Source organism: Sphingosinicella sp. BN140058, from assembly GCF_004135585.1.
In the GTDB taxonomy this organism is placed as follows: domain Bacteria; phylum Pseudomonadota; class Alphaproteobacteria; order Sphingomonadales; family Sphingomonadaceae; genus Allosphingosinicella.
Genome location: NZ_CP035501.1, coordinates 2,705,506 through 2,729,914, shown reverse-complemented (window position 1 = coordinate 2,729,914; position 24,409 = coordinate 2,705,506). Strand labels below are relative to the sequence as shown.

The window sequence follows — 24,409 nt, the reverse complement described above, 5'->3', positions numbered from 1 at the left end:
CTCCGCCGAGCGCGTCCCTCTACCCCTCTTCGGGCTCCGGCAGCCGGATAAGCACCAGCGCCGCGGCGATCAGAACGGCGCCGATCGCGTCGGCTGCGCCGAGCCGCTCGCCATAAGCGAACCAGCCGATCACCGCCGTCGCCGCCGGCTGGGTAAGCAGGGTCAGGCCGACGACGACCGGCGACAGATGCCCGACCGCATAGACGAGCAGGCCCTGGCCGATCAGCTGGCTGCCGAGGGACAGCAGGATCAGCGGAGTCCAGGCCTCGGGCAGGATCGCCTCGCCGAGCAAAGCTGCGAACAGCAGCAACGGTATCGCACCGGCGATCGTGGCGATGGCGAGCACCGGCATCGGTGCCACCGTGCGCCGCGCCCGATCGATGACGACGAGGTAGAGAGCGTAGAAGAAGCCTGCGAGCAGGGCGAACAGATCGCCGCGCAGGTTCTTCGGCGACATTTCGTAGCTCGAGCCGAGCAAAAGGGCGGCACCGGCGCCGGCGAGCGCCAGCGCGACCCACTGTATCCTCTGCGGCAGCTTGCGCAGCACGACGAAGCCGTAGAGCATCAGCAGGAAGCTCGAGCAATTGCCAAACAGGGTGGCGTTGGCGAGCTTGGTCATGTGGATGCCGACATGCCAGGCGGCGAGATCGGCCGCGAAGAACAGCCCGCTGACCGCGATCACCGCAATCAAGCCCAAAGACGGCGCCGCCGTCCCCCGCAGGCCCGGCCGGGCGAGGATGAGCAGGAACGGCGCGGCAAGGGCGAGACGCCAGAAGCCGGCCGCGACCGGCCCGACGTCGGCGAGCCGCACCATCCACGGCCCGAAGGCGAGCATCAGGTTCGACACCAGCAAGGCCGGAAAGGCGAAACGCGCCGCGCGTGCGGCCTGAAGGCGAGTGGCGTCGTGCATGAATCCGTCGCTCCGGCTAAGGGTGCCGGTACCATGCCGTCAAGGAAAGCCCGCCTGCAGGACCGTCAAACGCCGTCCCCGGTGGAGGCGCCTGCCGGCTGCTTTTTATGCGAACGGCCGCTCGGACAGCGGATCGAGTGGCACCACCCGGTGCCGAAGAGCCGGGGCGGGCGGGAGACGGTTGCCGTTCATCCGATCTGTCACCGCACCATTCATGCGGCACTCGACAACACGGCGCTGGCGCGGGACTTTGCCAGTGCGGATGCCCTGCGCGCCCATCCGGAGATCGCACGATTTCTCGGCTGGGTGAAGGACAAGGCACCCGATTTTCACGCTCCGACCCGGCGGAAGCGGCGCTGACCGACGCGGTCCCTCCCTACGCCTCCAGCTCGATGTCCCAATAAAGGTAATCGCGCCAGCTCTCGTGGAGGTAGTTGGGCGGGAAGCTGCGGCCATTTTCCTGAAGCTGCCAACTGGTCGGGCGGTAGGGCCGCCGGAACAGATGCATATGCGCCTCGGCGGGGGTCCGCCCGCCCTTGCGCAGGTTGCAGGGCGCGCAGGCGGTCGCGACATTCTCCCAGGTCGTGCGCCCGCCCTGGGCACGCGGCACGACGTGATCGAAGGTAAGCTCGCGGATGTCGCCGCAATATTGGCATTCGAAGCGATCGCGCAGGAACAGATTGAACCGGGTGAAGGCCGGGTTTTCCGACGGCTTCACATATTGCCGAAGCGCGATCACCGACGGCAGCTTGAACGAGCGGGTGGGGCTGTGCACCTCGCGCGCATATTGAGCGACGATGTCGACCCGCTCCAGGAACACGGCCTTGACCGCGGTCTGCCATGGCCACAGGCTGAGCGGATAATAGCTCAGCGGCGTGTAATCGGCGTTCAGCACCAACGCAGGGCATGAATCAGGATGTCTGAGAAGGTCGGGATGGTACATGCGCTCGGCGACGGCCTCCGTGTCCCGAGGAACGACCTCGAACGACCCCGCCTGTCGCACCCAGGACGGAGAACGAAGCGTCCCCTGTCCAGCACCTCCTTTCATGAGAAGGTGACATGCGCATGACAGCATGGCCGGTGACTCGCGGTCAAGGGGCAAAGCACTGATGCAGATCGTTTCTCGGTTCGCGCCGAGCCCGACCGGGCGATTGCATCTCGGCCATGCCTATTCCGCCCTGCTCGCGCACGATCATGCGCGAGAGCGCAGCGGCGCCTTTCTGCTGCGCATCGAGGACATCGATCCCGGACGCGCCCGCGCCGTCTTCGTCGACGGGATCATCGAGGATCTGATCTGGCTCGGCCTCGAATGGGACGGCGAAATCCTGTTCCAGTCGGAACGCCTGCCGATCTACGCCGAGGCTCTGGACCGGCTGAAGGATCGCGGCCTGGCCTATCCCTGTTTCTGTACGCGCTCCGAAATCGCGGCCGAGGTCGCGGCAAGTGCGTCGGCGCCGCACGGGCCGGACGGACCGCTCTATCCCGGCACCTGCCGGCGGCTCGACGCCGGAGAGCGGGCGCGGCGCATCGCGGCCGAGCCGCATGCCTGGCGGCTCGATACGGCTCGCGCGATCGCCGCCACCGGGCCGCTCTACTGGCATGACGGCGACACCGAGGTGCTGGCGGAGCCGCAGGCGTTCGGCGACGTCGTGCTCGCCCGAAAGGACGCGCCGACCAGCTACCATCTCGCCGTCACCGTGGACGATGCCGCCCAGGGGGTCACCGACGTGGTGCGCGGCCGAGATCTCTACGCCGCCACCGACGTGCACCGGCTGCTCCAGGCCCTGCTCGACCTCCAGACGCCGCTCTACCACCATCACGCTTTGCTCACCGGCAGCGACGGCCGGCGCCTTGCCAAGCGCAATGGGGCCCCGACCCTCGCCAGCTTGCGGGAATCGGGCACCGATCCGGCGGCGCTGATCGCCGATCTGCGCATGGGCCAATTGCCAGGTGGATATTCTACGGCGGGCGCCTAGATAGGGGCGATGGACGTCTTTCTCTTCCTGCTGATCCTCCTCGCCGCCGGCGCGACCCTGTTCGTCCTCGCCAAGGGTGTGATCGGGATGGCGCAGCAGAAGGATCTGACCGGCGAACGCTCGCAGCAACTGATGCGCAAGCGGATCATGTATCAGGCGATCGCGATCGTGTTCATCATCCTGTTCTTGATGATGGCGAGCGGAAGGTCCTGATCGCTGGTCCGGCTCAATCGAATCTACACCCGCACGGGTGACGAAGGCCTGACCGGGCTCGCCGACGGATCGCGCATCTCCAAGGCGCATCCGCGGGCGCAGGCGATCGGCGACGTCGACGAAGCCAATTGCGCGATCGGCATCGCTGCGCTCCACGTCAGGGGCGCCGACCATCAGGCGATGCTCGGCGCGATTCAGAACGAGATGTTCGATCTCGGCGCCGATCTCGCCACCCCGGGCGAGGATTTCGCGCCGACCGAGATGAGCCTGCGGATCGTGCAGGCGCAGATCGATCGTCTGGAAGCGGAAATCGACGCGATGAACGCCGCGCTGGAGCCGCTCCGCAGCTTCATCCTCCCCGGGGGCAGCGGCGGCGGCGCCCACATTCATCTCGCCCGCGCCATCGTCCGCAGGGCCGAGCGCTCGGCGGTTGCCGCCGCGGCCGAGATGCCCCTCAACCCGCTCGCACTCACCTATCTGAACCGCCTCTCGGATCATCTGTTCGTGCTCGCGCGCCGCGTCGCGCAGGCCGATGGCGGCGATATTCTCTGGCAGCCGGGCGCGACGCGCGGTTAACCTGCATCAGGATGATGGCAAGACTCCTCGTCCGGGGGGAAAGACAATGGCGACACAGGTTACCACTTCGCAGGGCTCATCCCTTTCGCAGGGCTCATCGCTTCGCGACCGCTTCGAGGCGGTGCGGGCGCTGAGCCGCGGGATCGCGGCACCGCTTTCCGACGCCGACGCGACCCTTCAACCCTGCCCCGATGCTTCCCCGGCGAAATGGCATCTCGCCCACACCACCTGGTTCTTCGAGACCTTCGTTCTGCGCGACCATGTCGAGGGCTATCGGCGGCAGGACGAGCGCTGGGCCTATCTGTTCAATTCCTATTATGATGGCGAGGGCGCGCGGCATCCCCGCGCCAAGCGCGGCATGCTCAGCCGCCCGTCGCTCGCCGAGATCCTCGACTATCGCGAGCGCATCGAGGAGGCGGTGCTCGGCGCCTTCACCCTGCTTCCCGCGCCAGCGCTGCACTTGCTCGAGCTCGGCCTCCATCACGAACAGCAGCATCAGGAATTGATGCTGACCGATCTGCTCGCGACCTTTTCGGAAAACCCGCTCGGCATTGCGCTCTGGCCGCGCGAGGAGGAGCGACCCGACGCCGCCGAAGCGATGGGCGGAGCCCGCTTCGGCGGGGGAACTGCCGAAATCGGCAATGGCGGCGACGGTTTCGCATTCGATTGCGAGACGCCGCGCCACCCGGTTCTGCTGCGGCCGTTCGAACTTGCCGACCGCGCCGTCACCAGCGGCGAGTGGATCCGCTTCATCGAGGCGGGCGGGTACGAGACGCCCGGCCACTGGACTGCCGACGGCTGGGACTGGGTGAAGCGCAATGCCATCCGCGCGCCGCTTTACTGGGATGCGGGCGCCGACGGTTATTTCCGCTACGGGCTGGACGGGCTCCACCCGGTCGATCCCGCCGAGCCGGTCGCCCATGTCAGCTGGTACGAGGCGGACGCGTTCGCCCGCTGGGCGGGCGCGCGCCTGCCGACCGAAGCGGAGTGGGAAGCCGCCGCCACGGGCTGCGATCCGCTCGCCGGCAACCAGCTGGATCGGCCGGGCGCCGTTCGCCCCCGGCCAGCCCACGGCGAGACCCGGCTGAAGCAGATGTTCGGCGATGTCTGGGAGTGGACGGCCAGCCCGTTCACGCCCTACCCCGGCTTCCGTGCCGCCGAAGGCACGGTCGGCGAATATAACGGCAAATTCATGGTCAATCAGTTCGTGCTGCGCGGCGGCAGCTGTGCGACGCCGCGGGGGCATGTGCGGGCATCCTACCGCAACTTCTTCTACCCCCACCAACGCTGGCAATTTTGCGGCCTGCGCCTCGCAAGGGACATCCGATGAACGAGCTTCGCCGCCCGCCGACCGATCCTGCATTCCGGGCCGACGTGCTGGCCGGCCTCGCCGCGCCGATCCGGGCGATCCCGGCGCGCTGGCTGTACGATCATCGCGGATCCGAATTGTTCGAGGCGATCACCGAATTGCCCGAATATTATCTGACCCGCACCGACTTCGCCCTGCTCGACAGGCACGCCGGCGATGTCGCGCGGATCGCCGGCACCGGCGACGTGGTCGTCGAGTTCGGCTCCGGCTCATCCACCAAGACGCCATTGCTGCTCCGCGCCGTCGCGCCGGCGGCCTATGTGCCCGTCGACATTTCCGGCGCGTTCCTGCGCCAGTCAGCGGACGCGCTGCAGGGGCTGTTCCCAAGCCTTCCCATCCACCCGGTCGAGGCCGATTTCATGCGGCCCTTCCAACTGCCGGCGGCGGTCGCGATGCGGCGGAAGCTCGGCTTCTTTCCCGGTTCGACGATCGGCAACATGGTGCCCGGCACGGCGGTCGACCTGCTGCGGGCGATGCGCCAGACGCTCGGCGTCGGCGCCTTTCTGCTGATCGCGATGGACCGGGTGAAGCCGATCGAGACCCTGCTCGCCGCCTATGACGATGCCCAGGGTGTCACCGCAGCGTTCAACCTGAACCTCCTCCACCGGATCAACCGGGAGCTCGACGGCGATGTGCCGGTCGAGGCCTTCGCGCATCGCGCGATCTGGAATGACGGCCTGTCGCGCATCGAGATGCACCTCGAGGCGATGGAGGACGTCCGCTTCGAAGTGGCGGGTGCGCGCTTCGAGATGCGGCGCGGCGAAACCATCCACACCGAGAACAGCCACAAATACGGCCCGCGGGATGCGCGGCTGCTGCTCACCGCGGGCGGCTGGACCGTGACGGACGAATGGACCGCCGAGGGCGACACCTTCGCCATTCTTCTCGCCCGCGCCGATCCGCTGCGCTTCGCGCCGTGATCCATTGCCCGACCGGGCGCAGGCCCCTACATGGGCCTCTCGCTCGGGGAGAATAGAATGTTGCCGGCCCTCTTCGGAATTGCCAATCTGCTGCTTACGGTGGTGATGTACGTCATCATCCTCCAGGCGATCCTGAGCTGGTTGATCGCCTTCAACGTCATCAACACCCACAATGACGGCATGCGCTCCTTCCTCACCGCCCTGGACCGCCTCACCGAGCCGCTCTACCGGCCGATCCGCCGGATCATGCCGGATTTCGGGGGTATCGACCTGTCGCCGATGGTGGTGATCCTGCTGATCATCATCGTGAAGGATTACCTTCTCCCCGGCCTTCTCGTCTCGCTCTACACCTGAGGATCCGATGGGCGCCGACCTGATCGACGGGAAGACCTTCGCCGCGCGGCTTCGCGAACGGGTCGCCGAAAAGGTACCGGCCTTCGCGGCCGCGCTGGGACGTGCGCCCGGCCTTGCCGTGGTGCTGGTCGGCGAGGACCCGGCGAGCCACGTCTACGTCCGCTCCAAGAACAAGGCGACGCTGGCGGCCGGCATGGCGAGCTTCGAGCATCGGCTGCCCGACACCGCCAGCCAGGAAGAGCTGATCGCCCTCGTCGAGCAGCTTAACGGCGACGACAATGTCGACGGGATCCTCGTCCAGCTACCGCTTCCGGCAGGGATCGACGACAAGGCGGTGATCGAGGCGATCGATCCCGACAAGGATGTCGACGGTTTCCACGTGATCAGCGCGGGACGGCTTGCGGTCGGCGAGGCCGGGCTGGTGCCATGCACGCCGCTCGGCTGCCTGATGCTGCTCAAGGACCGGCTCGGGGACCTTTCCGGGCTGGATGCGGTGGTGATCGGCCGTTCGAACATCGTCGGCAAGCCGATGGCGCAGCTGCTGCTGGCGGAGAGCTGCACCGTGACCGTCGCCCACAGCCGCACCCGCAACCTGCCGGACGTGGTCCGCCGCGCCGACATCGTCGTCGCCGCCGTCGGCCGCGCCGAGATGATCACGGGCGACTGGCTGAAGCCGGGCGCGACGGTGATCGACGTCGGCATCAACCGGCTGGGCGGTGACGACGGCGGCAAGGGACGGCTGGTCGGCGACGTCGATTTCGCCAGCGCGGCCGCGGTCGCCGGGGCGATCACGCCGGTGCCGGGCGGTGTCGGGCCGATGACCATCGCCGTCCTGCTCCGCAACACGCTGGTCGCGGCCTGCGCACGTGCGGGGCTTCCGGCTCCCGAGGGATTGTGAACATGGGGCGAGTGGCGTGATCGAGCTCTTCGTCTCCGCCTTCGTCACCTTCTTCGTCATCATCGATCCGCCCGGCTGCGCGCCGATCTTCGCCGGCCTCACCCGCGACACCCCCGCCACCCACCGTTTCGCCATGGCCTGGCGCTCGGTTGCGATCGCCTTCGGAATCCTGCTGTTCTTCGGCCTGCTCGGCGAAGATCTGCTGCGGGCGCTCGGAGTCAGCCTGGCGGCGTTCCGCATCGCCGGCGGCATCATGCTGTTCCTGATCGCACTGGAGATGGTGTTCGAGAAACGGACCCAGCGCCGCGAGACCCGCGCCCAGGAGGTCAATTCCGATCCGACGCATGACGACATCTCGGTCTTCCCGATGGCGATCCCGATGATCGCCGGGCCCGGCTCGATTGCGTCGATCATGCTGCTTGTGGCGCGCAGCCACGGCGTTCACGAGACCGCGATTGTGCTCGGCGCGCTGGCCTCGGTGATGCTGCTGACCCTGCTCGCCCTGCTCGCCGCCGGCCCGCTGATGCGCCTGATCGGTCAGAAGCTCGAAGCGATGCTGACCCGCCTGCTCGGCGTCATCCTGGCCGCGCTCGCCGCCCAGTTCGTGATCGACGGCATCATGGTCAGCTTCAAGGTCTGACCGTCAGCCGATCACGCGGTACATGCGATACGGTGAATCCTTGGGCAGCGGCACCCGCTCCAGCCAGGCCGGCAGCTTGTTCCGGACGAGCTGCATGTAGAAGCCGTTCTTTGCATAAGCGGCGTAGACGGTCGATTCGGCCATGCCCGGACAGATCAGCACGTAGGTGATCTTGCGCCGGGCAATCACGCCATGGGCATGGTCGACGGTGCCGCGGAAGCTCTTCATCACGTCGAGGATATCGGCACCGTTGCGATGGTAAGGGCCGGCGACCGCATCATGATGGGTGACGGTGATCAGGCGCGGCCCGAGATCGACGAAGGTCAGCACATAGCCTTTCGGCTGCTGGGCGATCGGGCGCAGGGCAGCGAGGGTCGGGCAGCTGCCGTTCGCCTTGTTGGCGATCGCGGAGACCTTCGACTGGGGCTTGGGGATGAAACGGGTGGCTTCCTGCGGCAGGATCCCTGACACGAGCAGGAAGACGGCGACTGTTCCGACCACGCGCAGGAGCATCCACCGGCTCGTGCCGAGACTCGGGACGATCAGCCAGCCGAGCGCGGTCGCGCCGGGGATGGAGAGCAATTGCGCGGCCGGGCCGGCCCGGCTCTGCCAGAGGAGCAGCAAGGCGGCGAGCAGGGCCGGCGCTGCAACCGAGGACCAGGCGACCACTTTGGCGGGATCGCGGCGGTTGCGCCAGATCATCAAGCCATAGCCGATCAGCCCTGCCACCGGCATTGCAACAACGGTGATGCCGATCTGCCAGCCATGGGTGTAGAGCGGCCGGGCTTCCCGGACATTGTCGAGCCACATCGCCGCAAGCTCCGGCGAAACGCCTTCGAGCCGCTGCAGGCAGTGCGGCCAGGCGAGCGCGTAGAAGGCGGCGAGGGTCGCTCCGGCGAGTGCCGCCAGGCCGAGCCGCAGCGGCCAGCGCTGGGGTGATGCGAGGGCCAGGGCAACGCAAAGCGCCCCGGCCAGCACCATCACCGACAGCCAGACCGGGGAAAGCGCATCGCAGACCGGCGCCCGGTTGGCGTAGGAAGCGAAGACGAGAAAGCCGACGCCACAGCCGCCGGCCAGGCTGAGCCCATAGGTTGCGAGCCGCCGCGCCTCGTCCCGATCGCGCAGCCAGAGCAGCCCCGCGGCGGCGCCGAGCAAGCCGAGGTACAGCAGCATTTCCAGCCCGATGGCCAGCGAGAAGGCGGTGGCAAGCCCGAGGATGATCCCGCCGCGCGCGCGCTTGGGATCGGCAAGCCCCATCACCGCCACCGACAAAGCCGCAAGCTGCCAGCCGTGATGATCGATCCTGAGCGGCGACCACATGCCACGGGCGCTGTGTGCGCAGAGCAGAAGCGCCATCGCGAGCCCGTAGGCATGGGGCGCGATCAGCCGCCGCACGGTGACGGCGACCGCGGCCATGGCGACGCCCAGCGGCAGCAACGGCGCGACCGTCACCGCCCAACGCTCGGCTGCGGCCCCGCCGAGCAAGGGGGCAAGGGCGAGCTTGATGCCGGCGATCGGAAGATCGACGATCCGCGACCAGTGAATGTCCGCGCCGTAAGGCGGGTTCAGCCGATATTGGCGAAGATCGTACCAATCCTGCCCGCCCAGCAGGGCACGGACCTGCATCATCCGGATATTGTCGTCCGTGTCGCTCAGCCCGAAGCCGCGGATCTGCCCCCAGCGGCTGAAGATGAGCAGGCCGCAGGTGACCAGCCAGACGAGGAGCAGCCACCAGCGCCAGTGCTTCTCAAGCCTGTCCAGCGCGTTCATCTCTCTGCTGCCCCTTCCCAATACTCCGCTGCGGCCTTAATCGCTGCATCGCAAAGGGCAAGCGAGCCTTGGCGCGTCGGGCTCTTCCCGGATGAACAGAGAGATTTCCTGCAGCATGAACGAATCGAGCGCGGCCGGGCTGATATCGCAGCTCATCCGCTTCGCCCTGGTCGGCGGGTTCCTGACCGGTCTCAGCGCCGTCGTATACTGGTTTCCGGCCACCTTCCTGGGCGTCCCGCCGATCGCCGCGAATTTCCTCGGCTATGTCGCCGCGGTGATCGCCGGCTGGTTCCTTCACGGCAAGGTGAGCTTCGCCGGCCACGGCAGCCGCGACAATAAGGGCGTGCGGACGTTCCGCTTCATCATCGTCTCGCTGATCAGCCTGGCGCTGAACACGCTGTTCGTCTGGTTCCTGACCGGCCCGATGAACGGGCCGACCTGGTGGCCGGTGATCCCGATGTTCTTCGTTACTCCGCTCGTCACCTTCACACTCAACCGGCAATGGGTATTCGGCTGATGGAACGCATCGTCTACGATCGGATGGCCGAGCTCGACAGCCGGCATTGGTGGTATCGCGCCCGCCGCGACATCCTTGCCACCCTGATCGCCCGCAAGATCGATCTGCCGGCGGCCCCCCGCATCCTCGAGATCGGCTGCGGCACCGGGCACAATCTCGAGATGCTCCAGCGCTTCGGCCGTGCCGACGGGATCGAGATCGATCCGGCGGCACGCGCGCTCGCCGCCGAGCGGCTGGGCCGGCCGATCGGCGATTCGCCCTTGCCCGCGCTCGCCGGGGTAGAGGACGGCGCCTACGATCTGGTCGCGATCCTCGACGTGCTCGAACATGTCGAGGAGGATCGCGCGGCGCTGCAGAGCATCGCGCGCAAGCTGAAGGCCGGCGGCCGGATCCTGATTACCGTGCCGGCGCATCCGTGGATGTGGAGCGCCCATGACGTCGTCAACCATCACAAGAGGCGCTACACCCGCGCCACCCTGCGGGCCGTGATCGGCGCGGCCGGGCTAAAGATCGAGATGATGAGCTGGTTCAACAGCCTGCTCTTCCCGCTCGCCGCGGCGGCGCGGATCGCCGGGCGGATCACCCGCAAGGAAGACAGCGACGACGCGCTTCCGGCCAAGCCGGTCAACAGCCTGTTCGAAGCGATCTTCGGGTTGGAACGCTATGCGGTCGGGCGGATGCCGCTGCCGCCGGGCGTGTCGCTGGTCGCGATTGTGTCCTTGGGCTGATCGGCGGACGGCGCCGCATCGGAGGCCTCCTCTGCGGCGTGGGCGACGTGGCCGAGGCGGCCATGGTTACCGGCGTGGCCGGCAATGTCGGAGACGATGTAGAGCGGCCGCCGCTTCGATTCGATGTAGAGCCGGCCAAGATATTCGCCGATCATGCCGAGCACGAACATCTGCACCGCGCCGAGGATGACGACGACCAGCATCAGCGACGTCCAGCCCTGGATGGCGCTGCCGGTGAGAAAGCCGATCGCAATGTAGCCGAGCAGCAGCACGGAGGCGGCGACCAGCCACAGGCCGATATGGCTCGCCATCCGCAGCGGCGCGGTCGAGAAGCCGGTCACCGCATCGAGCGCGAACCGCATCATCTTCGACAGCGGATATTTGCTCTGCCCGGCATGGCGCTCGGCCCGATCATAGGCGATCGGAACCTGCCGGAAGCCGACCCAGGCGACCATCCCGCGAATGAAACGCGCCTGTTCGGGAAGCGCCAGCAAGGCATCGAGCGCACGCCGGCTCATCAGCCGGAAATCGCCGGTGTCGAGCGGGATCTCGATCTCGGCGAGCCTGGACAGCAGGCGATAGAAGATCTTGGCCGTGGAGCGCTTGAAGGCGGTCTCGCCGGCGCGCGCGCGTCGGACGGCATAAACCACGTCGGCGTCGCGCGCCTCCATCTCGGCGAGCATCTCGCCGAGCAATTCGGGCGGATCCTGAAGATCGGCATCGATGATCAGGATCCGCGCCCCGGAGCAAAGATCGAGGCCGGCGGTCAGCGCCAGCTGATGGCCGTGGTTGCGCGACAGGTTGATGCAGACGAGATGGGGATCGGCGGCGGAGAGAGTCTGCATCAGCGCCCAGGAGCGATCCCGCGAGCCATCGTTGACGAGAACGATCTCGTAGGAATCGCCGACCGCGCCGGCGGCGGCCCGGCTGAGCCGGCCATGCAGCTCGCCCAGACACGCCTCTTCATTGTAACAGGGAACGACGATCGAAAGCGCGAGGGCCATCAGGGTATCCGGGGCTGGGTACGGTCGACCACCCGATAGAGCACGGACCGGCCGTTGCGCCAGAGCGGCTCTAGCCCCTTGGTGAGACTCGGATCATAGGCCGGCGGCTGGATCAGCCAGACATAATCGAAGGCCTTGCGCGGAAACCGCTCCAGCGCCTGGTTCAAGGTCCACCATTTCTCGCCCCGGCAGAGCCGCCCGAGCACCTGCTGGGACGGATCCCGGGTGAACCAACCGCCGTCCGGATAATGGGCGGTGAGCAGCTGGGCCCCCTCCATCGACCATTGATCGTTCGAGAAGGCGCTCTTGCGCACCAGAGCGACGGCGGGGAGGTGTTCGAGTCGGGTCATCGCCCAGCTCTTGCGGCAATTGACCCCGACGAACGATACGACCCGGGCATTTTCGGGAATGTGATCGATCGCGGCCAGTTCGGCGTCATAGGCCTTGTCGTAGAGATACAGGCTCGCGGTGGTGCCGGCGGTGCGAACGGCGAAGAAGCCGAGCCCGGCGATGGCGAGGATCGTGCCCGTCTTGCCGCCCCAGTTACGCCGGAAGCGGATCGCGATCACCGCGACCGCGATCACGAACGGCGCAAGCCGCATGTCGGCGTAATTGGAGCCGAACACGATGCGCGGCAGGCAGATGTAGACGAGCGCCAGAAAGAGAGCGGACGCGGCCAGGTTGCGCGAATATTCCAGCCGTCGCCACCACAGCAAACCGAGCAGCAGAACGAGGCCGATCACCGCCAGGGAAGCCTTGTCGAACAGCTCCCACCGATCCCGAAGCGCCATCAGCACCCAATTGAGCTTCTGGCGCCACAGGAACCATTGCCCGGTATAACCGGTGACGTGATCGCCGCTGCGCCAGGCGAGCATCAGCAGCACGGGCGGACATAAAGCGATGCATTGCACGCCGGCGTTGAAGCCTCCGCGGAAGAAGCCGCGCCTGAGATCGAGCTGGCGGATGAACTCGGCGGAGAAAGCCATCACGCCCAGCGTCCCCCAGCCGAACGTATGCGCCACCCAGATCAGGACCGAGATCGGCACGAACAAGGCGGCGCGCAATTTCAATCGACCCTGCCGCGCTAGCCTGAGCCAGAAGGCGAAGGCGAGCAGGGCAAGCCCCATCGACAGCGCGAAATTGATGAAGCCGAACATGAGCGGGTAGTTGAAGACCAGGGGCAGCGCGAAATAGACGGTCGGCGGAATCCGGCCATGAACCTCGGACGCGACCCACAGCATTCCGGCGGTGGTGATCATCGCGGTGAGGATGACGATGAGCTTCACCGCCGGTTCGAGACCAAGGACCTTGGCAAGCGGGACGACCAGCAGATCGACCCCCAGATTGCCGATCAGCGCCCATTTGAAATCGTAGAATTGCTGCAGAACGGGGGACCGCGCGATTTCGAGCTGAACGTGGTAACGGCCCATATGGCCGGGGAGGTCGACGAGCGGGGGGATGTTCGGCCACAGCAGCGGCATCGCCGATGCGAGCACGATCGCCACGAGAAGCCAGGGATGCTCCCACCAATGCCGGGCCTCTGCTTCGGGCGAAACGCGTGTCATGTTGTTGAGAGTGCTCGTCGGGGAAAGTCTGCCGCTGACTTCCCCAGCCCGGGCGGAAGATCAACCGGAAAGTTCGTTCCTTCGGCTTGCGCGCGCGTCTTGAGGCCGGGAAGGTCCCGTCGAGCCCCGCATGTGGGAGAATGGCTCAGCCGAGTTCAACGGCCCTGACGGTCTCAAGCGTCGCCTGGATGGAGCAGCGAACACCGTCCGGCTCGAAGGTCAGGTCCGCGCGGCCGTTCAGATCCGACCCGAGCCCCTTCTCGATCAGGCGCGAGCCGAAGCCGCGTCGCAGCGGCGGCGTGACCGGCGGGCCGCCGCGTTCCTTCCAGTCGAGCAGCAGGTTGCGTTCATCGAGGCGCCAGCTGATCGAGATCGTCCCGCCGTCCTTCGACAGCGCACCATATTTGGCGGCATTGGTGCCGAGTTCGTGCATCGCAAGAGCCAGGGCCAGCGCCGCACGCGGAGTCACCCAGAGCGGTTCGCCCGACAGCAGGAAGCGCCCGCCATCCTCGGAAAGATGCTCGGTGGCATCGCGGACCACATGCTCCAGATCGGCGCGTTCCCAATTCTGCTCGGTCAGCAGAGTGTGGGCGCGCGACAGTGCAAGCAGCCTCGATTCGAAGCGGCTGCGCGCCTCGGCTACGCTGATGTCCCCCTTCAGCGTCTGGAAGGCGATCGCCTGAACACTGGCGAGGCTGTTCTTCACGCGGTGGTTGAGCTCGTTGATCAGCAGGCGCTGATGCTCTTCCGCCACCTTGCGCTCGTGAATATCCTCGGTGGACCCGTACCAGAGCTCGATCGCGCCGTCGCTGCCGCGCTGCGGAAAGGCACGGGACCGCGCCCAGCGGATGCTGCCGTCGCGCATCATCAAGCGGTGTTCGACGTCGAAATCCGCGCCGCTCGCAACCGAGCGACGCCAGGCGTCCCCAGTCGGCGCAATGTCGTCAGGGTGCAGGCCCTCCGTCCAGCTGTCGCCGAGGCCGGTGGTGCCCGTCCACTCCGCCCATCGGTCCGCAACCCGGTTGAGGCTGCCGTCGGCAAGCGCCGTCCAGGTTACCTGAGGATTGAATTGGACGGTACGGCGATAATGGTCTTCGCTGTCGCGGAGCGATCGCTCGGCCCGTGCACGTTCCACCGCGGACCAGGTGCGCTCGGCGACGTCGCGCGCGATCGCTGCCTCGGCCCGCCGCCAATGGCGCGGCTGCGGCTCGTGAACGTAGAGCAGCGCCTTCAATTCGCCCTCGCGCACCAGCGGCACGGTGATCAGCGCGCGAACGCCCATCGTCTCCCACATCCCGACGATGCCCGGCCGTTCGGTCGGAACGTCACGGATATCGGCGAGCACCAGCACCTCGCCGGAGCGCAGATAGGCCAATGCTTCCTCGCCGAATGCGCCGAGCTCGACCCGGCTTCCGGCCAGTCCAGCACCAGGCTCGCGAGACCAGTCGCTGCGCACGACCGCAACGCCCGTCGCTTCGTCGACCTCCGCGTAGCCGACCCGCGGCGCCTTCAGGAAATCGCCGAGCAGAGCGGTGGAAATATGCTTCACCTGCTGCGGATCGCCCTCGCCCCGGAGCGCGTCGGCAAGACGGATCTGGAAGGACAGACGCCGCTCGGCCAGCACTGCGCGCGTGACATCGTCCCGCTGGGTCATGATCCCGCAGACCGTTCCGTCCTCCGCGACGAGCGGGTTGAGCGTGTAGGTCCAGTATGTCTCCTCGATCACGCCGTTGCGCGTGATCGGAATCTTCTGCTCGGCGACGACCATCCCCTCGCCGGTGTCCATCACCTGTGCGAACTGGGGGCCGAGCCAGTCCCAGAGGCGCGCATAGGCCTCGGCGGCGGGGAGCCCCAGCAGCCGCTCCTCGGGCGCGCCGAGCACGTCCGCAAAGGCATCGTTGTAGAGCAGGGTCAGCTCGGGGCCCCAATATACGGCGCTGGCCGTGCTCGAGCGAAGACAGATTTCGAGGGCGAAGCGAAGCCGGTCCGGCCAACGTTCGATCGGCCCCAGCGGGGTTTCCGTCCAGTCGCGTTCGCGAATGGCGTTGCCCATCCGGCAGAAGCGGGCAGCCCGCTGAATCGACGAATGGACAGCCATGAACGCGAAGCTCCCCCGAACAGAATGCGCAGTCTAGCCCGTGCGGGTTGCGCGAGGAAGGACCAACATAGCCCGTAATGGGCGTTCCCAGCGGATCGCGAAGATTTGACCGCGCAATCGGACGATGCGGGGCTAGGTGCGGCTGAACATCTGCCCGCGGGCATAACGAAACACGAGAACGATCAGGCCCATCATCAGGAAGAAATCGACGAAGGTCGAATAAAATAGCCACACGTCGGTGCTGGCAATCTTGGCGACGACGTAGTTGAGCCCCGCCATCAGCAATCCGACCACGCCCATTCCCAGGGCGAGCCGACCGGGATCGAGATCGCTGTAGGGCAAATACCGGCACAGGCCCTTGCCGAGCCGATTGCCGCCAAGCAGGCCGTCGCCCAGAAACAGGATCGCGCTGATCACGCCGACGATGCTCGTCCGCATCTTCACCGCCATGTCGTCCTGGAACAACAGCGCCAGCCCGGCCGAGATGAGCAGCATGAATACGCCGAACAAGGCAAGCCCGCCGACCAGATCGACCTTGACGAAGCGTTGGGCGACGACGAGGGCGATGCCGGCGCCGGCGCCGACCAGTGCGGCGGTGCTGAGATCGGTCAGCTTGGCAACGACGTAGAATAGCAGCCCGAGCGCGACGTCGATGAGGATCGGTATCTTGTTGCGATCGAGAACACCGGGATCGTAGCCGGGCGGAAGAGCCCTGCTCAAGCGAGCGCCGCCTGCTTTTCCTCGGCGATCCGATCCAGCTCCGCCCGGCTCTTCTTCTCGGCCGCCGACTTCAGCTGCCCGCAGGCCGCCATGATGTCGCGGCCGCGCGGGCGCCGGATCGGGGCCGAGATCCCGCCTTCGTAGACGATGTCGGAGAAACGCTGCACGCGCTCGCCGGAGGAGCATTCGTACAAGGCGCCGGGCCACGGATTGAACGGGATCAGATTGACCTTGGCCGGCAATTTGTACTTGCGGATGAGGCGGACGAGCTCGCGCGCGTCCTCGTCGCTGTCGTTCTTGTCCTTCAGCATCACATATTCGAAGGTGATGCGGCGGGCGTTGTTGGCGCCGGGGTAATCGGCACAGGCCTGAAGCAGTTCCTCGATGCCGTATTTGCGGTTGAGCGGCACGATCTCGTCGCGCACGTCCTTGGTCACCGCGTGGAGCGAGACCGCGAGATTGACCCCGATCTCCTCGCCCGCTTTGGCCATCATCGGCACCACGCCCGACGTCGACAGCGTGATCCGCCTCCGGGAGAGGCCGAGGCCATCACCGTCCATGACGATCTTCAGCGCGTCGCGAACATTGTCGAAATTGTAGAGCGGCTCCCCCATGCCCATCATCACGATGTTGGACAGCATGCGGCCTTCCGGCTGCGAGGGCCATTCGCCGAGCGCATCGCGCGCCAGCATGACCTGGCCGACGATTTCGTTCGGACGCAGATTGCGGACCAGCCGCATCGTACCGGTATGGCAGAAACGGCAATTCAGGGTGCAGCCGACCTGGGAGGACACGCACAAAGTGCCCCGGTCCGCATCGGGAATGAACACCATCTCGAAATCATGGCCGTCGTCGGTCTTGAGCAGCCACTTGCGGGTGCCGTCGGTCGAAACCTGCTGGACGACGATGTCCGGCCGGCCGACCTTGAAGCGCGCGCCGAGCCAGGCGCGCTGCGGCTTGGCGATGTCGCTCATCACATCGAAATCGGTCGCCCCGCGATTGTAGATCTGATGCCAGATCTGCTTCGCGCGCAGCTTCGCCTGCTTGAGATCGAGGCCCGCTTCGACAAGCGCGTCGCGAATCTGCTCGCGCGGCAGGCCGACGAGATCGACACGACCATCCTCGCTCTCGAAAGCGGGACGCGGAACGGGAACCGGGTCGATCAGACCGGGAATTGGCATGGGAGCTGTCATGAGAAGCCCCATGTAGGGGAGAAAGGTGGTTTTTTCTAGGCCATTGAGGCCCGGGACTCCGGTTCGTCAGCGACGCCGGGCGCATCCGATCGCGGCCGCGTCGGCCGCGGTGGCGGCGCCGCGAAGGGCGTAGGAATCGCGGACCAGCTGCCCGCGCTCCGATCGGGTTTCGACAGTCATTTCGACGCCGGCGCGCATCGATGCCAGAATGTCGGCGTCTGCGAGCGCATCGGGCGCCCAGGCATTCGCGCCGCCGCCGGCGAGCTGGAACGTCCGTTCATCGATCCGCAGCAAGACGGCCGAACCCGGCCGCTTCACATGGCTGAGGCGGAAATGAACCTGCCCGTTAACGCCGCGGCCGGGCCACCAGCCGATCGATGCGAATGCCCCGCGGGGATTGTTCCTGGCGGTCCGTTGCGGCTCCGAGATCGCGTAGCAGCGATTCTTTTCCGCGAAAGCGCCCCAAAGGCCGAACACGCCAAGGCTTGCCTTCTGGGCTGCGGCAGGCGCCGCAAACACCAGAGAAAGCAGGAGAAACGGCAGCGTCCGGAGCATAAATGAGCATGAGCCCACCTGTTGCCCGAATGCAACAAGAATCGCCGTTTAGGTACGGTTAATGAAACCTTTCACCCAGGGGGAACGCTAGGCGGTCCGTTCACACGAACACCCAAGATGGAGTGATTGTCATGCGTAGCTATCTCGTCGCCGCCCTTCTCGCCGGCAGTTTCGCCACCCCGGCGCTCGCGCAGGAAGCATCGCCGTTCACCGGCCCCCGCATCGAGGGGATCGTCGGCTACGATGCTCTGAAATCGGGCGACAGCAACGACGACAATGTCGACACCAGCGGCGACAATGGCGACGAATCGATCGAGGGCGTGACCTACGGCGTCGGCGTCGGCTATGATATCGACCTCGGCGGCGTGGTCGCCGGCGTCGAAGCGGAATATTCCGATTCGAGCGGCAAGCAGGAAGCCGACGAGAGCCTCGACGGCATCAACTTCACCTCGCGGGTGGCGACCGGCCGCGACATCTATGTCGGCGCGCGCCTCGGCTATGCCGTTACCCCGCGGACCCTGCTCTACGCCAAGGCCGGCTACACCAACACCAGCATCGAAGCCGGTTTCCGCACGGCCGACGATCGCTTCGAATTCGACACCAATGTCGATGGCTGGCGCCTCGGTGCCGGCGTCGAGCAGCTGTTCGGCCCCAACGCCTATGGCAAGCTCGAATATCGCTATTCCAACTACAACAATCTCGATTTCAGCGACGATTTCGACCTCGACGGCCTCGATGCCGAGAATCTCAGCACCGACATCAACCTCGATCGTCATCAGGTTGTCGCGGCCTTCGGCGTGCGCTTCTGATCGCCTCCGTCCAGCGCGAGACCGAACATGCGAGCGGCCGGGGATTTATCCCCGGCCGTTTTCGCGAGCGCCGCACTACCCTCTAGCGAGAAAGGCGGCGCCGCTTTACAACCCGCGGGCAAGTACCATTTTCGGGGGATTCCATGAAGGCGACGATCGAACGGGCTACGCTCCTGAGGAGCCTCGGCCACGTCCAATCCGTGGTGGAGCGCAGGAACACCATCCCGATCCTGTCGAATGTCCTGATCGAGGCGAGCGAAGGCGGCGGCCTTCGGCTGATGGCAACCGATCTCGATCTTCAGATCAACGAGACCGTCGAGGCGCAGGTCACCCAGGCAGGGGCGACCACCGTGTCGGCGCACACCCTGTTCGACATCGCGCGTAAGCTGCCCGAGGGCAGCCAGGTCGAGCTCAGCGCCTCCGAAGGCAAGATGCAGGTTCTCGCCGGCCGCGCCCGGTTCAACCTGGCGACGCTGCCGCGAGACGATTTTCCGGTGATTGCCGAGGGCGAGCTTCCGACCCGCTTCGAGCTTCCGGCAACGACGCTGAAGCAGATCATCGACAAGACCCGCTTCGCCATCTCGACGGAAGAGACCCGTTATTATTTGAACGGCATTTTTCTGCACGTGTCCGACGAAGCACAGCCCGTGCTCAAGGCGGCGGCGACCGATGGCCACCGGCTCGCCCGCGTCACCGTTCCGCGCCCCGGCGGCGCCGAGGGCATGCCCGACGTGATCATCCCCCGCAAATGCGTGGCGGAACTCCGGAAGCTGCTCGACGAGGTTGACGGCAGCGTGCAGGTTTCGCTGTCCGAGACCAAGATCCGCTTCGGCCTCGGCACCGCGATCCTAACCTCGAAGCTGATCGACGGCACCTTCCCGGATTACAGCCGCGTGATCCCGACCGCCAACGACAAGCTTCTGCGCATCGATCCGCGCAGCTTCGAGGAAGGCGTGGACCGCGTCGCGACCATCGCCAGCGAGAAAACCCGTGCCGTCAAGATGACGCTCGACCGCGACCGAGTCACCCTGTCGGTGACCAGTCCCGAAAACGGCACGGCGGCCGAAGAAGTGTCCGGCGACTACACCTCCGACGGCATCGAGATCGGCTTCAACGCCCGCTATCTGCTGGACATTCTGGGCCAGATCGAAGGCGATACGGTCGAGATGCACCTTGCCGACGCAGCGGCACCGACGCTGTTGCGCGAGAATGACAATGCGCCGGCGCTGTACGTGCTGATGCCGATGCGGGTGTGATCGCCGGGGCCGCCTGTGCCTGTCTGATTGCTCTTGCCGGGGCGCAGGGTCCGGGAGCCGCTGCGGCGCAGACCCGCGGTGTCGCAGGGAGCACGGCTCCGGCTTCTCCCGAGGCGATGCGGATCGCCCGCGCGCTTACCGCCCTCGCCTATCCGGCGGATGCGCTGCGGGCGATGAACCTGCGCACGTGGGAAATCGCTACCCGCACCGCGCTCGAGAACGATCCGGGCACAGCGGCTCTCGAGGCGGAATTTCCGGGCATCCGCAAGGCTGCGATCGACGCGGCGCGGCCGATCGCCCGCCTCGGCGTCGACGCATTCGTCACCAAGATGCTGGAACGAAATGCGGAGATCTTCGCGGCACGGCTGACTCCGTCCGAGATGAGGGCGGCGATCGAAATGTACCAGGTCCCTGCCGTGCAGAAGATGCTGCTTGCGGTGCTCGAAGGTGTCGACATTCGGCCCATTGCCGCGGCCGCCGTCGACAGCGTGGCTTCGACAGGGGCACCGAACATCGATCCGGCAGCGATCAAGCGCGAGGAACGCGCCTCGATGCGCCGCACTGCGGCCAAACTCACGCCGGCCGAGACGATCGCGATCATGCGATTCGAAAAAGCGCCGTGGTTTCCCAAGCTGGTCGCGGCCCGCACCGAGATCGAGCGCGAAACGATGCAGGCGGTGAATGCCCCCGATCCAGCATGGATCGAAAAGCAGCAGGCTGCCATGCGCCATGCCATCCTGGCCTTCGCCGACCGGCCGCAAGCCGCCACCCAATAGCCCCGCTTTACTGCAAGCGGCGGAAGCATGACCGTTCAACCCGATTGCTAACAAGACTTGCCTGAGACGCGGATGATGCGCATCCCCGAACCGTGCCGCTCACCCGCCTTTCGCTGACGAACTTCCGATCCTATCCCGACGCGCTGCTGGCGCCGAGGCCGGGACTGGTCGTGCTCACCGGCGAGAACGGCGCCGGCAAGACCAATATCCTCGAGGCCGTGTCCATGCTCTCGCCGGGCCGAGGGCTACGCGGCGCGGCGCTGACCGACATGGCGCGGAGCGACGGTCCCGGCGGTTTCGCGATCGCAGCGCGGGTCGACGATGTCGAAATCGGCACCGGTACCGCGTCCAATGCGCCGGAGCGGCGACAGGTGCGGATCAACGGTGCCGCCGCTTCGGCGACGTCGCTGTCGGAGTGGCTCTCCATCCTTTGGCTCACGCCGACGATGGACCGGCTTTTCCAGGAGGGGGCGAGCGGCCGGCGGCGCTTTCTCGACAGGCTGGTGCTGGCGGTGGATCCTGCCCATGCGGTGCACGCGGCGCGCTACGAAGCGGCGATGCGGGCACGCAACAAATTGTTGGCCGAGGAGCGCCCCGATCCCGATTGGCTGACCGCGCTCGAGGCACGGATGATCGAGCATGGCGCAGCTTTGTCCGCCGCCCGCGCGGGCGCCGTGGAATCGCTCGGCGCCCGCCTTGCCGAAGCGCCGGAGGGTCCCTTCGCGCGCGCCGGCTTGCGGCTTCAGGGCGGGGAGGAGGACCTGGCCTTCACTCTTCGCGCCGGCCGAGCCCGGGACGCTGCCGCCGGACGCAGCCTCACCGGACCACATCGTACCGATCTTTTCGTTACCCACCTCGCCAAGGATCAGCCGGCGGCGCTCTGCTCGACGGGGGAGCAGAAGGCGCTGTTGCTCTCGATCATTCTGGCCCACGCGGATCTCGTTGCCGATCGCGCCGGCCGCCGACCGGTTCTCCTGCTCGACGAAGTCGCCGCGCACCTTGATCCGCGGCGCCGGGCGGCCCTGTTCGACAGGCTGCATGCGGGTGGCGGACAAGTGTGGATGACCGGAACGGAAGCCGCCTTGTTCGAGGAGGTCGGTGCGGATGCCAGCCGGTTCGAAGTCGCGGACGGCGCAATTCAAGCTGGCTGACGTCCCCTTTCCTTTTGCACGCGGGCAGGCATAAACCGGTCTGGGAGGGCGACATGATGATCGACATTCTTGCGACTGCCGCCAGTGTGGGTTTCGATCCCGACCTCGCCACGCGGGCGTATCTCGACAGCCTTACCGGTCCGGCGCGCGCGCGATCAGACGCCTATTTCGAGGGTGGATACTGGCTGTTGCTGTGGGGCATGCTGGTGTCTCTCGCCAGTGCCTGGACCATGCTCCGTTCCGGCTGGTCGGCGTCTTGGTCTCGCTGGGCGCAGCGCGTAACCCGCCGCCGCTGGCTGCAACCCGCGCTCTATGCTCTGCCGTTCGTGCTGGTCTCGAGCCTGATCGTGCTGCCCTGGACGATCTACACGGACTGGTATCGCGAGAAGCAATATGGGCTGATGAATCTGGGCTTCGGCGGATGGGTTGGCGAGCAGGTGACGGGTCTTGGCGTGACGTTGGTCGTGACGGCGATCGCCCTCGTGATCATCTTCGCGGTTATCCGAGCCACGCCGCGAAGCTGGTGGCTGTGGGCGAGCGCGACCATGGCCCTGTTCCTGGCGTTCGGAGCGCTGATCACGCCGGTCTTCATCTCGCCTCTGTTCAACACCTACGAGGCGATGCCGGAAGGGCGTCTGCGCGATCAGATCATCGGAATGGCGAAGGCCAATGGAGTCCCCGCAGAGAATGTCTATGTGTTCGATCAGTCCAAGCAGCACGACCGGATTTCGGCCAACGTCTCGGGTCTCGGACCGACAATAAGGATCTCGTTGAACGACAATCTGCTCCGTCGCGCCACTCCGGCCGAGGTCAAGGCAGTGATGGGCCACGAACTTGGCCATTACGTGCTCGGCCACATCTGGATCCTGATCGGCTGCGTCAGTCTGATCTTCCTCGGCGGTTTCCTGCTGCTTTGGTGGCTGACTCCGCGGATCCTGGCACGATGGGGCGAGCGCTGGGGCGTGCACGTACCCTCCGACCCGGCGGTGATGCCGCTCTTCACCGCCGTGCTGGCGGTCTACGTCGTGCTCGCGACACCGGCGGTCAACACTCTGGTGCGCACCGAAGAAAGCGCCGCAGACCGCTTCGGCCTCGATGCGGCACGGGAACCGGACGCCTTCGCGTCGACGGCGATGAAGCTTTCGGAATATCGCAAGATCGAGCCCGGTGTGCTGGAAGAGGCGATCTTCTTCGACCACCCGTCGGGCCGCACCCGGGTTCGCGCCGCGATGCGGTGGAAGGCGGAGCACCTGGCGGAGCTGCCCGCGGCGCAGCGTGCGGTGATGCGCCCGGCTCCGGCAACGGTCGCTTCACCGATGCGTTGACCGGCAAAGGAGAATGACGATGGGCGATCAGGACCGCGGCGCTCCCGGCAATGCCGAGCCGCCGGGTGAGGGCGAGAGCATCGACGACGCCGCGCGCGACGCCGTCGAGGAGATCGAGAAGACCGGCAACGATCATGCCGGCACCGGCGACGGCGGCTGAACGCGATCAGGCGAACGCGATCAGGCCGAACGCGATTTCAGGGCGATCACCAGACCGGAGAGTGCAAGCGCGCCGCCGGCGACGGCAAGCGTCGACCAGTGATAGTCTTCGAACACGGTCGACAGCGCCATGGCGATGATCGGGATCAGCACGCTCGAATACGCCGCGCGGGCCGGGCCGATGGCGCGAATGATCCCGAAATAGAGGGTGAACGCGATCGCGGAGGCGAGCAGCCCGAGATAGACGAGCCCTGCCCAATAGGCTGGGCGCATCTCGACGGTTGGTGATCCATGCAGCGTCAGGGCGATCGCCGCATTGCAGAGCACGCCATAGGCCATTCCCCAGGCGATCATCGCCGAGATCGGCCGTCCCCGCATCCGCTCCGTTCCCTGCATCACGTTCGAAACGGACGCGGATAATACGCCGAGCAGGGTGACTCCGATACCGATCATCACCTCCACGCGCGAGGTCTCACTCGCCCGCAACTCCTGGAGAAAGAGCAGGGCAACTCCGGCGACAGCGATGAGCGAACCGGCAACGAAGCCGCCGGTCAGGCGCTGCTTCAGGAACAGCCAGCCGAACACCGAATTGGGGACCAGCAGCAGCGCGAACACGACGGCCACTAGCCCCGAGGTGATGTGATGCTCCGCGGCATAAACGAAATTGAAGTTGAGGCAGAATTGCGGAATGCCGAACAACAGCGCAAGGAGATGGCCTTCGCGCCCGATCCGCAGCGAGGCACCGCTCCAACGCGCATAAGCGAACATGGCGAGGCCGGCGATGGCGAAGCGGTAGGTGACCGACCACGCCGCCGGAACGACGCCGAGCTGATCGCGGATCACCAGCCAGGTCGATCCCCAGATGCAGGTGACCAGAAGGAAGGGGAAGAGGATCTTCGGCTGGAGCAGTCCAGCCTTCACGGCCTG

At 66.3% G+C, this 24,409-nt stretch carries 27 protein-coding genes; 17 read left to right on the top strand and 10 right to left on the bottom strand.

Annotated elements, in window-relative coordinates; translation table 11 throughout:
* Nucleotides 1-19 precede the first annotated feature (19 nt).
* The gene (locus ETR14_RS12435; RefSeq protein WP_129384931.1) at nt 20-910 is read right to left on the bottom strand and encodes a DMT family transporter; all 891 of its coding nucleotides are present in this window, start codon (nt 908-910) and stop codon (nt 20-22) included.
* A 33-nt stretch (nt 911-943) separates the two neighbouring features.
* Between ETR14_RS12435 and ETR14_RS12430 the strand changes: the two genes are divergently transcribed.
* Nucleotides 944-1,270 (top strand): HNH endonuclease, encoded by a 327-nt coding sequence (locus tag ETR14_RS12430; RefSeq protein WP_243455886.1) that lies wholly within the window; start codon nt 944-946, stop codon nt 1,268-1,270.
* Nucleotides 1,271-1,286: 16 nt separating this feature from the next.
* On the opposite strand, the gene ETR14_RS12425 is transcribed toward ETR14_RS12430, so the two are convergent.
* Entirely contained in the window at nt 1,287-1,853 is a 567-nt protein-coding gene (locus ETR14_RS12425; RefSeq protein WP_129384929.1) for an HNH endonuclease, read from the bottom strand.
* A gap of 166 nt (nt 1,854-2,019) precedes the next feature.
* On the opposite strand from ETR14_RS12425, the gene gluQRS reads away from it, so the two are divergent.
* Genes gluQRS through ETR14_RS12385 form a run of 8 tightly spaced genes read left to right on the top strand, consistent with a single transcriptional unit; the run spans nt 2,020 to nt 7,856 of the window.
* Nucleotides 2,020-2,886: a tRNA glutamyl-Q(34) synthetase GluQRS gene (gene gluQRS / locus ETR14_RS12420; RefSeq protein WP_129384927.1), complete on the top strand. Its 867-nt coding sequence runs from the start codon at nt 2,020-2,022 to the stop codon at nt 2,884-2,886.
* Nucleotides 2,887-2,895: 9 nt separating this feature from the next.
* Complete coding sequence (locus ETR14_RS12415; RefSeq protein WP_129384925.1) at nt 2,896-3,099, top strand: HIG1 domain-containing protein; 204 nt, start codon at nt 2,896-2,898, stop codon at nt 3,097-3,099.
* A 3-nt stretch (nt 3,100-3,102) separates the two neighbouring features.
* Complete coding sequence (locus tag ETR14_RS12410) at nt 3,103-3,675, top strand: cob(I)yrinic acid a,c-diamide adenosyltransferase (protein ID WP_129384923.1); 573 nt, start codon at nt 3,103-3,105, stop codon at nt 3,673-3,675.
* A 46-nt stretch (nt 3,676-3,721) separates the two neighbouring features.
* Nucleotides 3,722-5,005 (top strand): ergothioneine biosynthesis protein EgtB, encoded by a 1,284-nt coding sequence (gene egtB, locus ETR14_RS12405; protein ID WP_129384921.1) that lies wholly within the window; start codon nt 3,722-3,724, stop codon nt 5,003-5,005.
* A complete protein-coding gene (egtD, locus tag ETR14_RS12400) occupies nt 5,002-5,964 on the top strand; it encodes an L-histidine N(alpha)-methyltransferase (RefSeq protein WP_129384919.1) in 963 nt (320 codons plus the stop codon). Before egtB ends, egtD begins: the two co-directional genes overlap by 4 nt.
* A 57-nt stretch (nt 5,965-6,021) precedes the next feature.
* Nucleotides 6,022-6,318 carry a YggT family protein gene (locus ETR14_RS12395; protein ID WP_129384917.1) on the top strand — a complete coding sequence of 99 codons (297 nt, stop codon included), beginning with the start codon at nt 6,022-6,024 and terminating at the stop codon, nt 6,316-6,318.
* 7 nt (nt 6,319-6,325) lie between these two features.
* The gene (folD, locus tag ETR14_RS12390) at nt 6,326-7,216 is read left to right on the top strand and encodes a bifunctional methylenetetrahydrofolate dehydrogenase/methenyltetrahydrofolate cyclohydrolase FolD (RefSeq protein WP_129384915.1); all 891 of its coding nucleotides are present in this window, start codon (nt 6,326-6,328) and stop codon (nt 7,214-7,216) included.
* Between the two features lie 16 nt (nt 7,217-7,232).
* Entirely contained in the window at nt 7,233-7,856 is a 624-nt protein-coding gene (locus tag ETR14_RS12385) for a MarC family protein (RefSeq protein WP_129384913.1), read from the top strand.
* A 3-nt stretch (nt 7,857-7,859) separates the two neighbouring features.
* On the opposite strand, the gene ETR14_RS12380 is transcribed toward ETR14_RS12385, so the two are convergent.
* Nucleotides 7,860-9,626 carry an AcrB/AcrD/AcrF family protein gene (locus ETR14_RS12380; protein ID WP_129384911.1) on the bottom strand — a complete coding sequence of 589 codons (1,767 nt, stop codon included), beginning with the start codon at nt 9,624-9,626 and terminating at the stop codon, nt 7,860-7,862.
* Nucleotides 9,627-9,741: 115 nt separating this feature from the next.
* On the opposite strand from ETR14_RS12380, the gene ETR14_RS12375 reads away from it, so the two are divergent.
* Together ETR14_RS12375 and ETR14_RS12370 are read left to right on the top strand one after the other, a co-directional pair.
* Nucleotides 9,742-10,143, top strand: a complete 402-nt coding sequence (locus tag ETR14_RS12375) for a GtrA family protein (RefSeq protein ID WP_129384909.1) — start codon at nt 9,742-9,744, stop codon at nt 10,141-10,143.
* Nucleotides 10,143-10,871, top strand: coding sequence for a bifunctional 2-polyprenyl-6-hydroxyphenol methylase/3-demethylubiquinol 3-O-methyltransferase UbiG (locus tag ETR14_RS12370; protein ID WP_129391792.1), 729 nt, complete (start codon nt 10,143-10,145; stop codon nt 10,869-10,871). The genes ETR14_RS12375 and ETR14_RS12370 overlap by 1 nt, the downstream gene beginning before the upstream one ends.
* On the opposite strand, the gene ETR14_RS12365 is transcribed toward ETR14_RS12370, so the two are convergent.
* The 6 genes from ETR14_RS12365 to ETR14_RS12340 all read right to left on the bottom strand — a co-directional run bounded on the left by ETR14_RS12365 (nt 10,805) and on the right by ETR14_RS12340 (nt 18,006).
* On the bottom strand, nt 10,805-11,875 hold the full coding sequence (locus ETR14_RS12365) for a glycosyltransferase family 2 protein (protein WP_206186033.1): 1,071 nt from the start codon (nt 11,873-11,875) through the stop codon (nt 10,805-10,807). The genes ETR14_RS12370 and ETR14_RS12365 overlap by 67 nt on opposite strands.
* A complete protein-coding gene (locus ETR14_RS12360) occupies nt 11,875-13,440 on the bottom strand; it encodes a hypothetical protein (RefSeq protein ID WP_129384905.1) in 1,566 nt (521 codons plus the stop codon). Before ETR14_RS12360 ends, ETR14_RS12365 begins: the two co-directional genes overlap by 1 nt.
* Nucleotides 13,441-13,585: 145 nt before the next feature.
* Nucleotides 13,586-15,538, bottom strand: a complete 1,953-nt coding sequence (locus ETR14_RS12355; protein ID WP_129384903.1) for an HWE histidine kinase domain-containing protein — start codon at nt 15,536-15,538, stop codon at nt 13,586-13,588.
* A 132-nt stretch (nt 15,539-15,670) separates the two neighbouring features.
* Nucleotides 15,671-16,258: a septation protein IspZ gene (locus tag ETR14_RS12350; RefSeq protein ID WP_165356421.1), complete on the bottom strand. Its 588-nt coding sequence runs from the start codon at nt 16,256-16,258 to the stop codon at nt 15,671-15,673.
* The gene (gene rlmN / locus ETR14_RS12345) at nt 16,255-17,439 is read right to left on the bottom strand and encodes a 23S rRNA (adenine(2503)-C(2))-methyltransferase RlmN (RefSeq protein ID WP_206186032.1); all 1,185 of its coding nucleotides are present in this window, start codon (nt 17,437-17,439) and stop codon (nt 16,255-16,257) included. Before rlmN ends, ETR14_RS12350 begins: the two co-directional genes overlap by 4 nt.
* Before the next feature lie 78 nt (nt 17,440-17,517).
* Complete coding sequence (locus ETR14_RS12340) at nt 17,518-18,006, bottom strand: hypothetical protein (RefSeq protein ID WP_129384897.1); 489 nt, start codon at nt 18,004-18,006, stop codon at nt 17,518-17,520.
* A 131-nt stretch (nt 18,007-18,137) separates the two neighbouring features.
* Here ETR14_RS12340 and ETR14_RS12335 point away from each other — a divergent pair, with 131 nt between their 5' ends.
* The 6 genes from ETR14_RS12335 to ETR14_RS28345 all read left to right on the top strand — a co-directional run bounded on the left by ETR14_RS12335 (nt 18,138) and on the right by ETR14_RS28345 (nt 23,483).
* Nucleotides 18,138-18,815 carry an outer membrane protein gene (locus tag ETR14_RS12335; protein ID WP_129384895.1) on the top strand — a complete coding sequence of 226 codons (678 nt, stop codon included), beginning with the start codon at nt 18,138-18,140 and terminating at the stop codon, nt 18,813-18,815.
* Between the two features lie 143 nt (nt 18,816-18,958).
* Nucleotides 18,959-20,071 (top strand): DNA polymerase III subunit beta, encoded by a 1,113-nt coding sequence (dnaN, locus tag ETR14_RS12330; RefSeq protein ID WP_129384893.1) that lies wholly within the window; start codon nt 18,959-18,961, stop codon nt 20,069-20,071.
* A gap of 116 nt (nt 20,072-20,187) precedes the next feature.
* Complete coding sequence (locus tag ETR14_RS12325) at nt 20,188-20,847, top strand: hypothetical protein (protein ID WP_129384891.1); 660 nt, start codon at nt 20,188-20,190, stop codon at nt 20,845-20,847.
* 92 nt (nt 20,848-20,939) lie between these two features.
* Nucleotides 20,940-21,998, top strand: coding sequence for a DNA replication/repair protein RecF (gene recF, locus ETR14_RS12320; RefSeq protein WP_129384889.1), 1,059 nt, complete (start codon nt 20,940-20,942; stop codon nt 21,996-21,998).
* Between the two features lie 53 nt (nt 21,999-22,051).
* Nucleotides 22,052-23,323 (top strand): M48 family metallopeptidase, encoded by a 1,272-nt coding sequence (locus ETR14_RS12315; protein ID WP_243455885.1) that lies wholly within the window; start codon nt 22,052-22,054, stop codon nt 23,321-23,323.
* 19 nt (nt 23,324-23,342) lie between these two features.
* On the top strand, nt 23,343-23,483 hold the full coding sequence (locus ETR14_RS28345; RefSeq protein WP_165356420.1) for a hypothetical protein: 141 nt from the start codon (nt 23,343-23,345) through the stop codon (nt 23,481-23,483).
* Between the two features lie 20 nt (nt 23,484-23,503).
* Here ETR14_RS28345 and ETR14_RS12310 read toward each other — a convergent pair whose 3' ends face one another.
* A complete protein-coding gene (locus tag ETR14_RS12310) occupies nt 23,504-24,403 on the bottom strand; it encodes a DMT family transporter (protein ID WP_129384887.1) in 900 nt (299 codons plus the stop codon).
* Nucleotides 24,404-24,409: the final 6 nt, after the last annotated feature.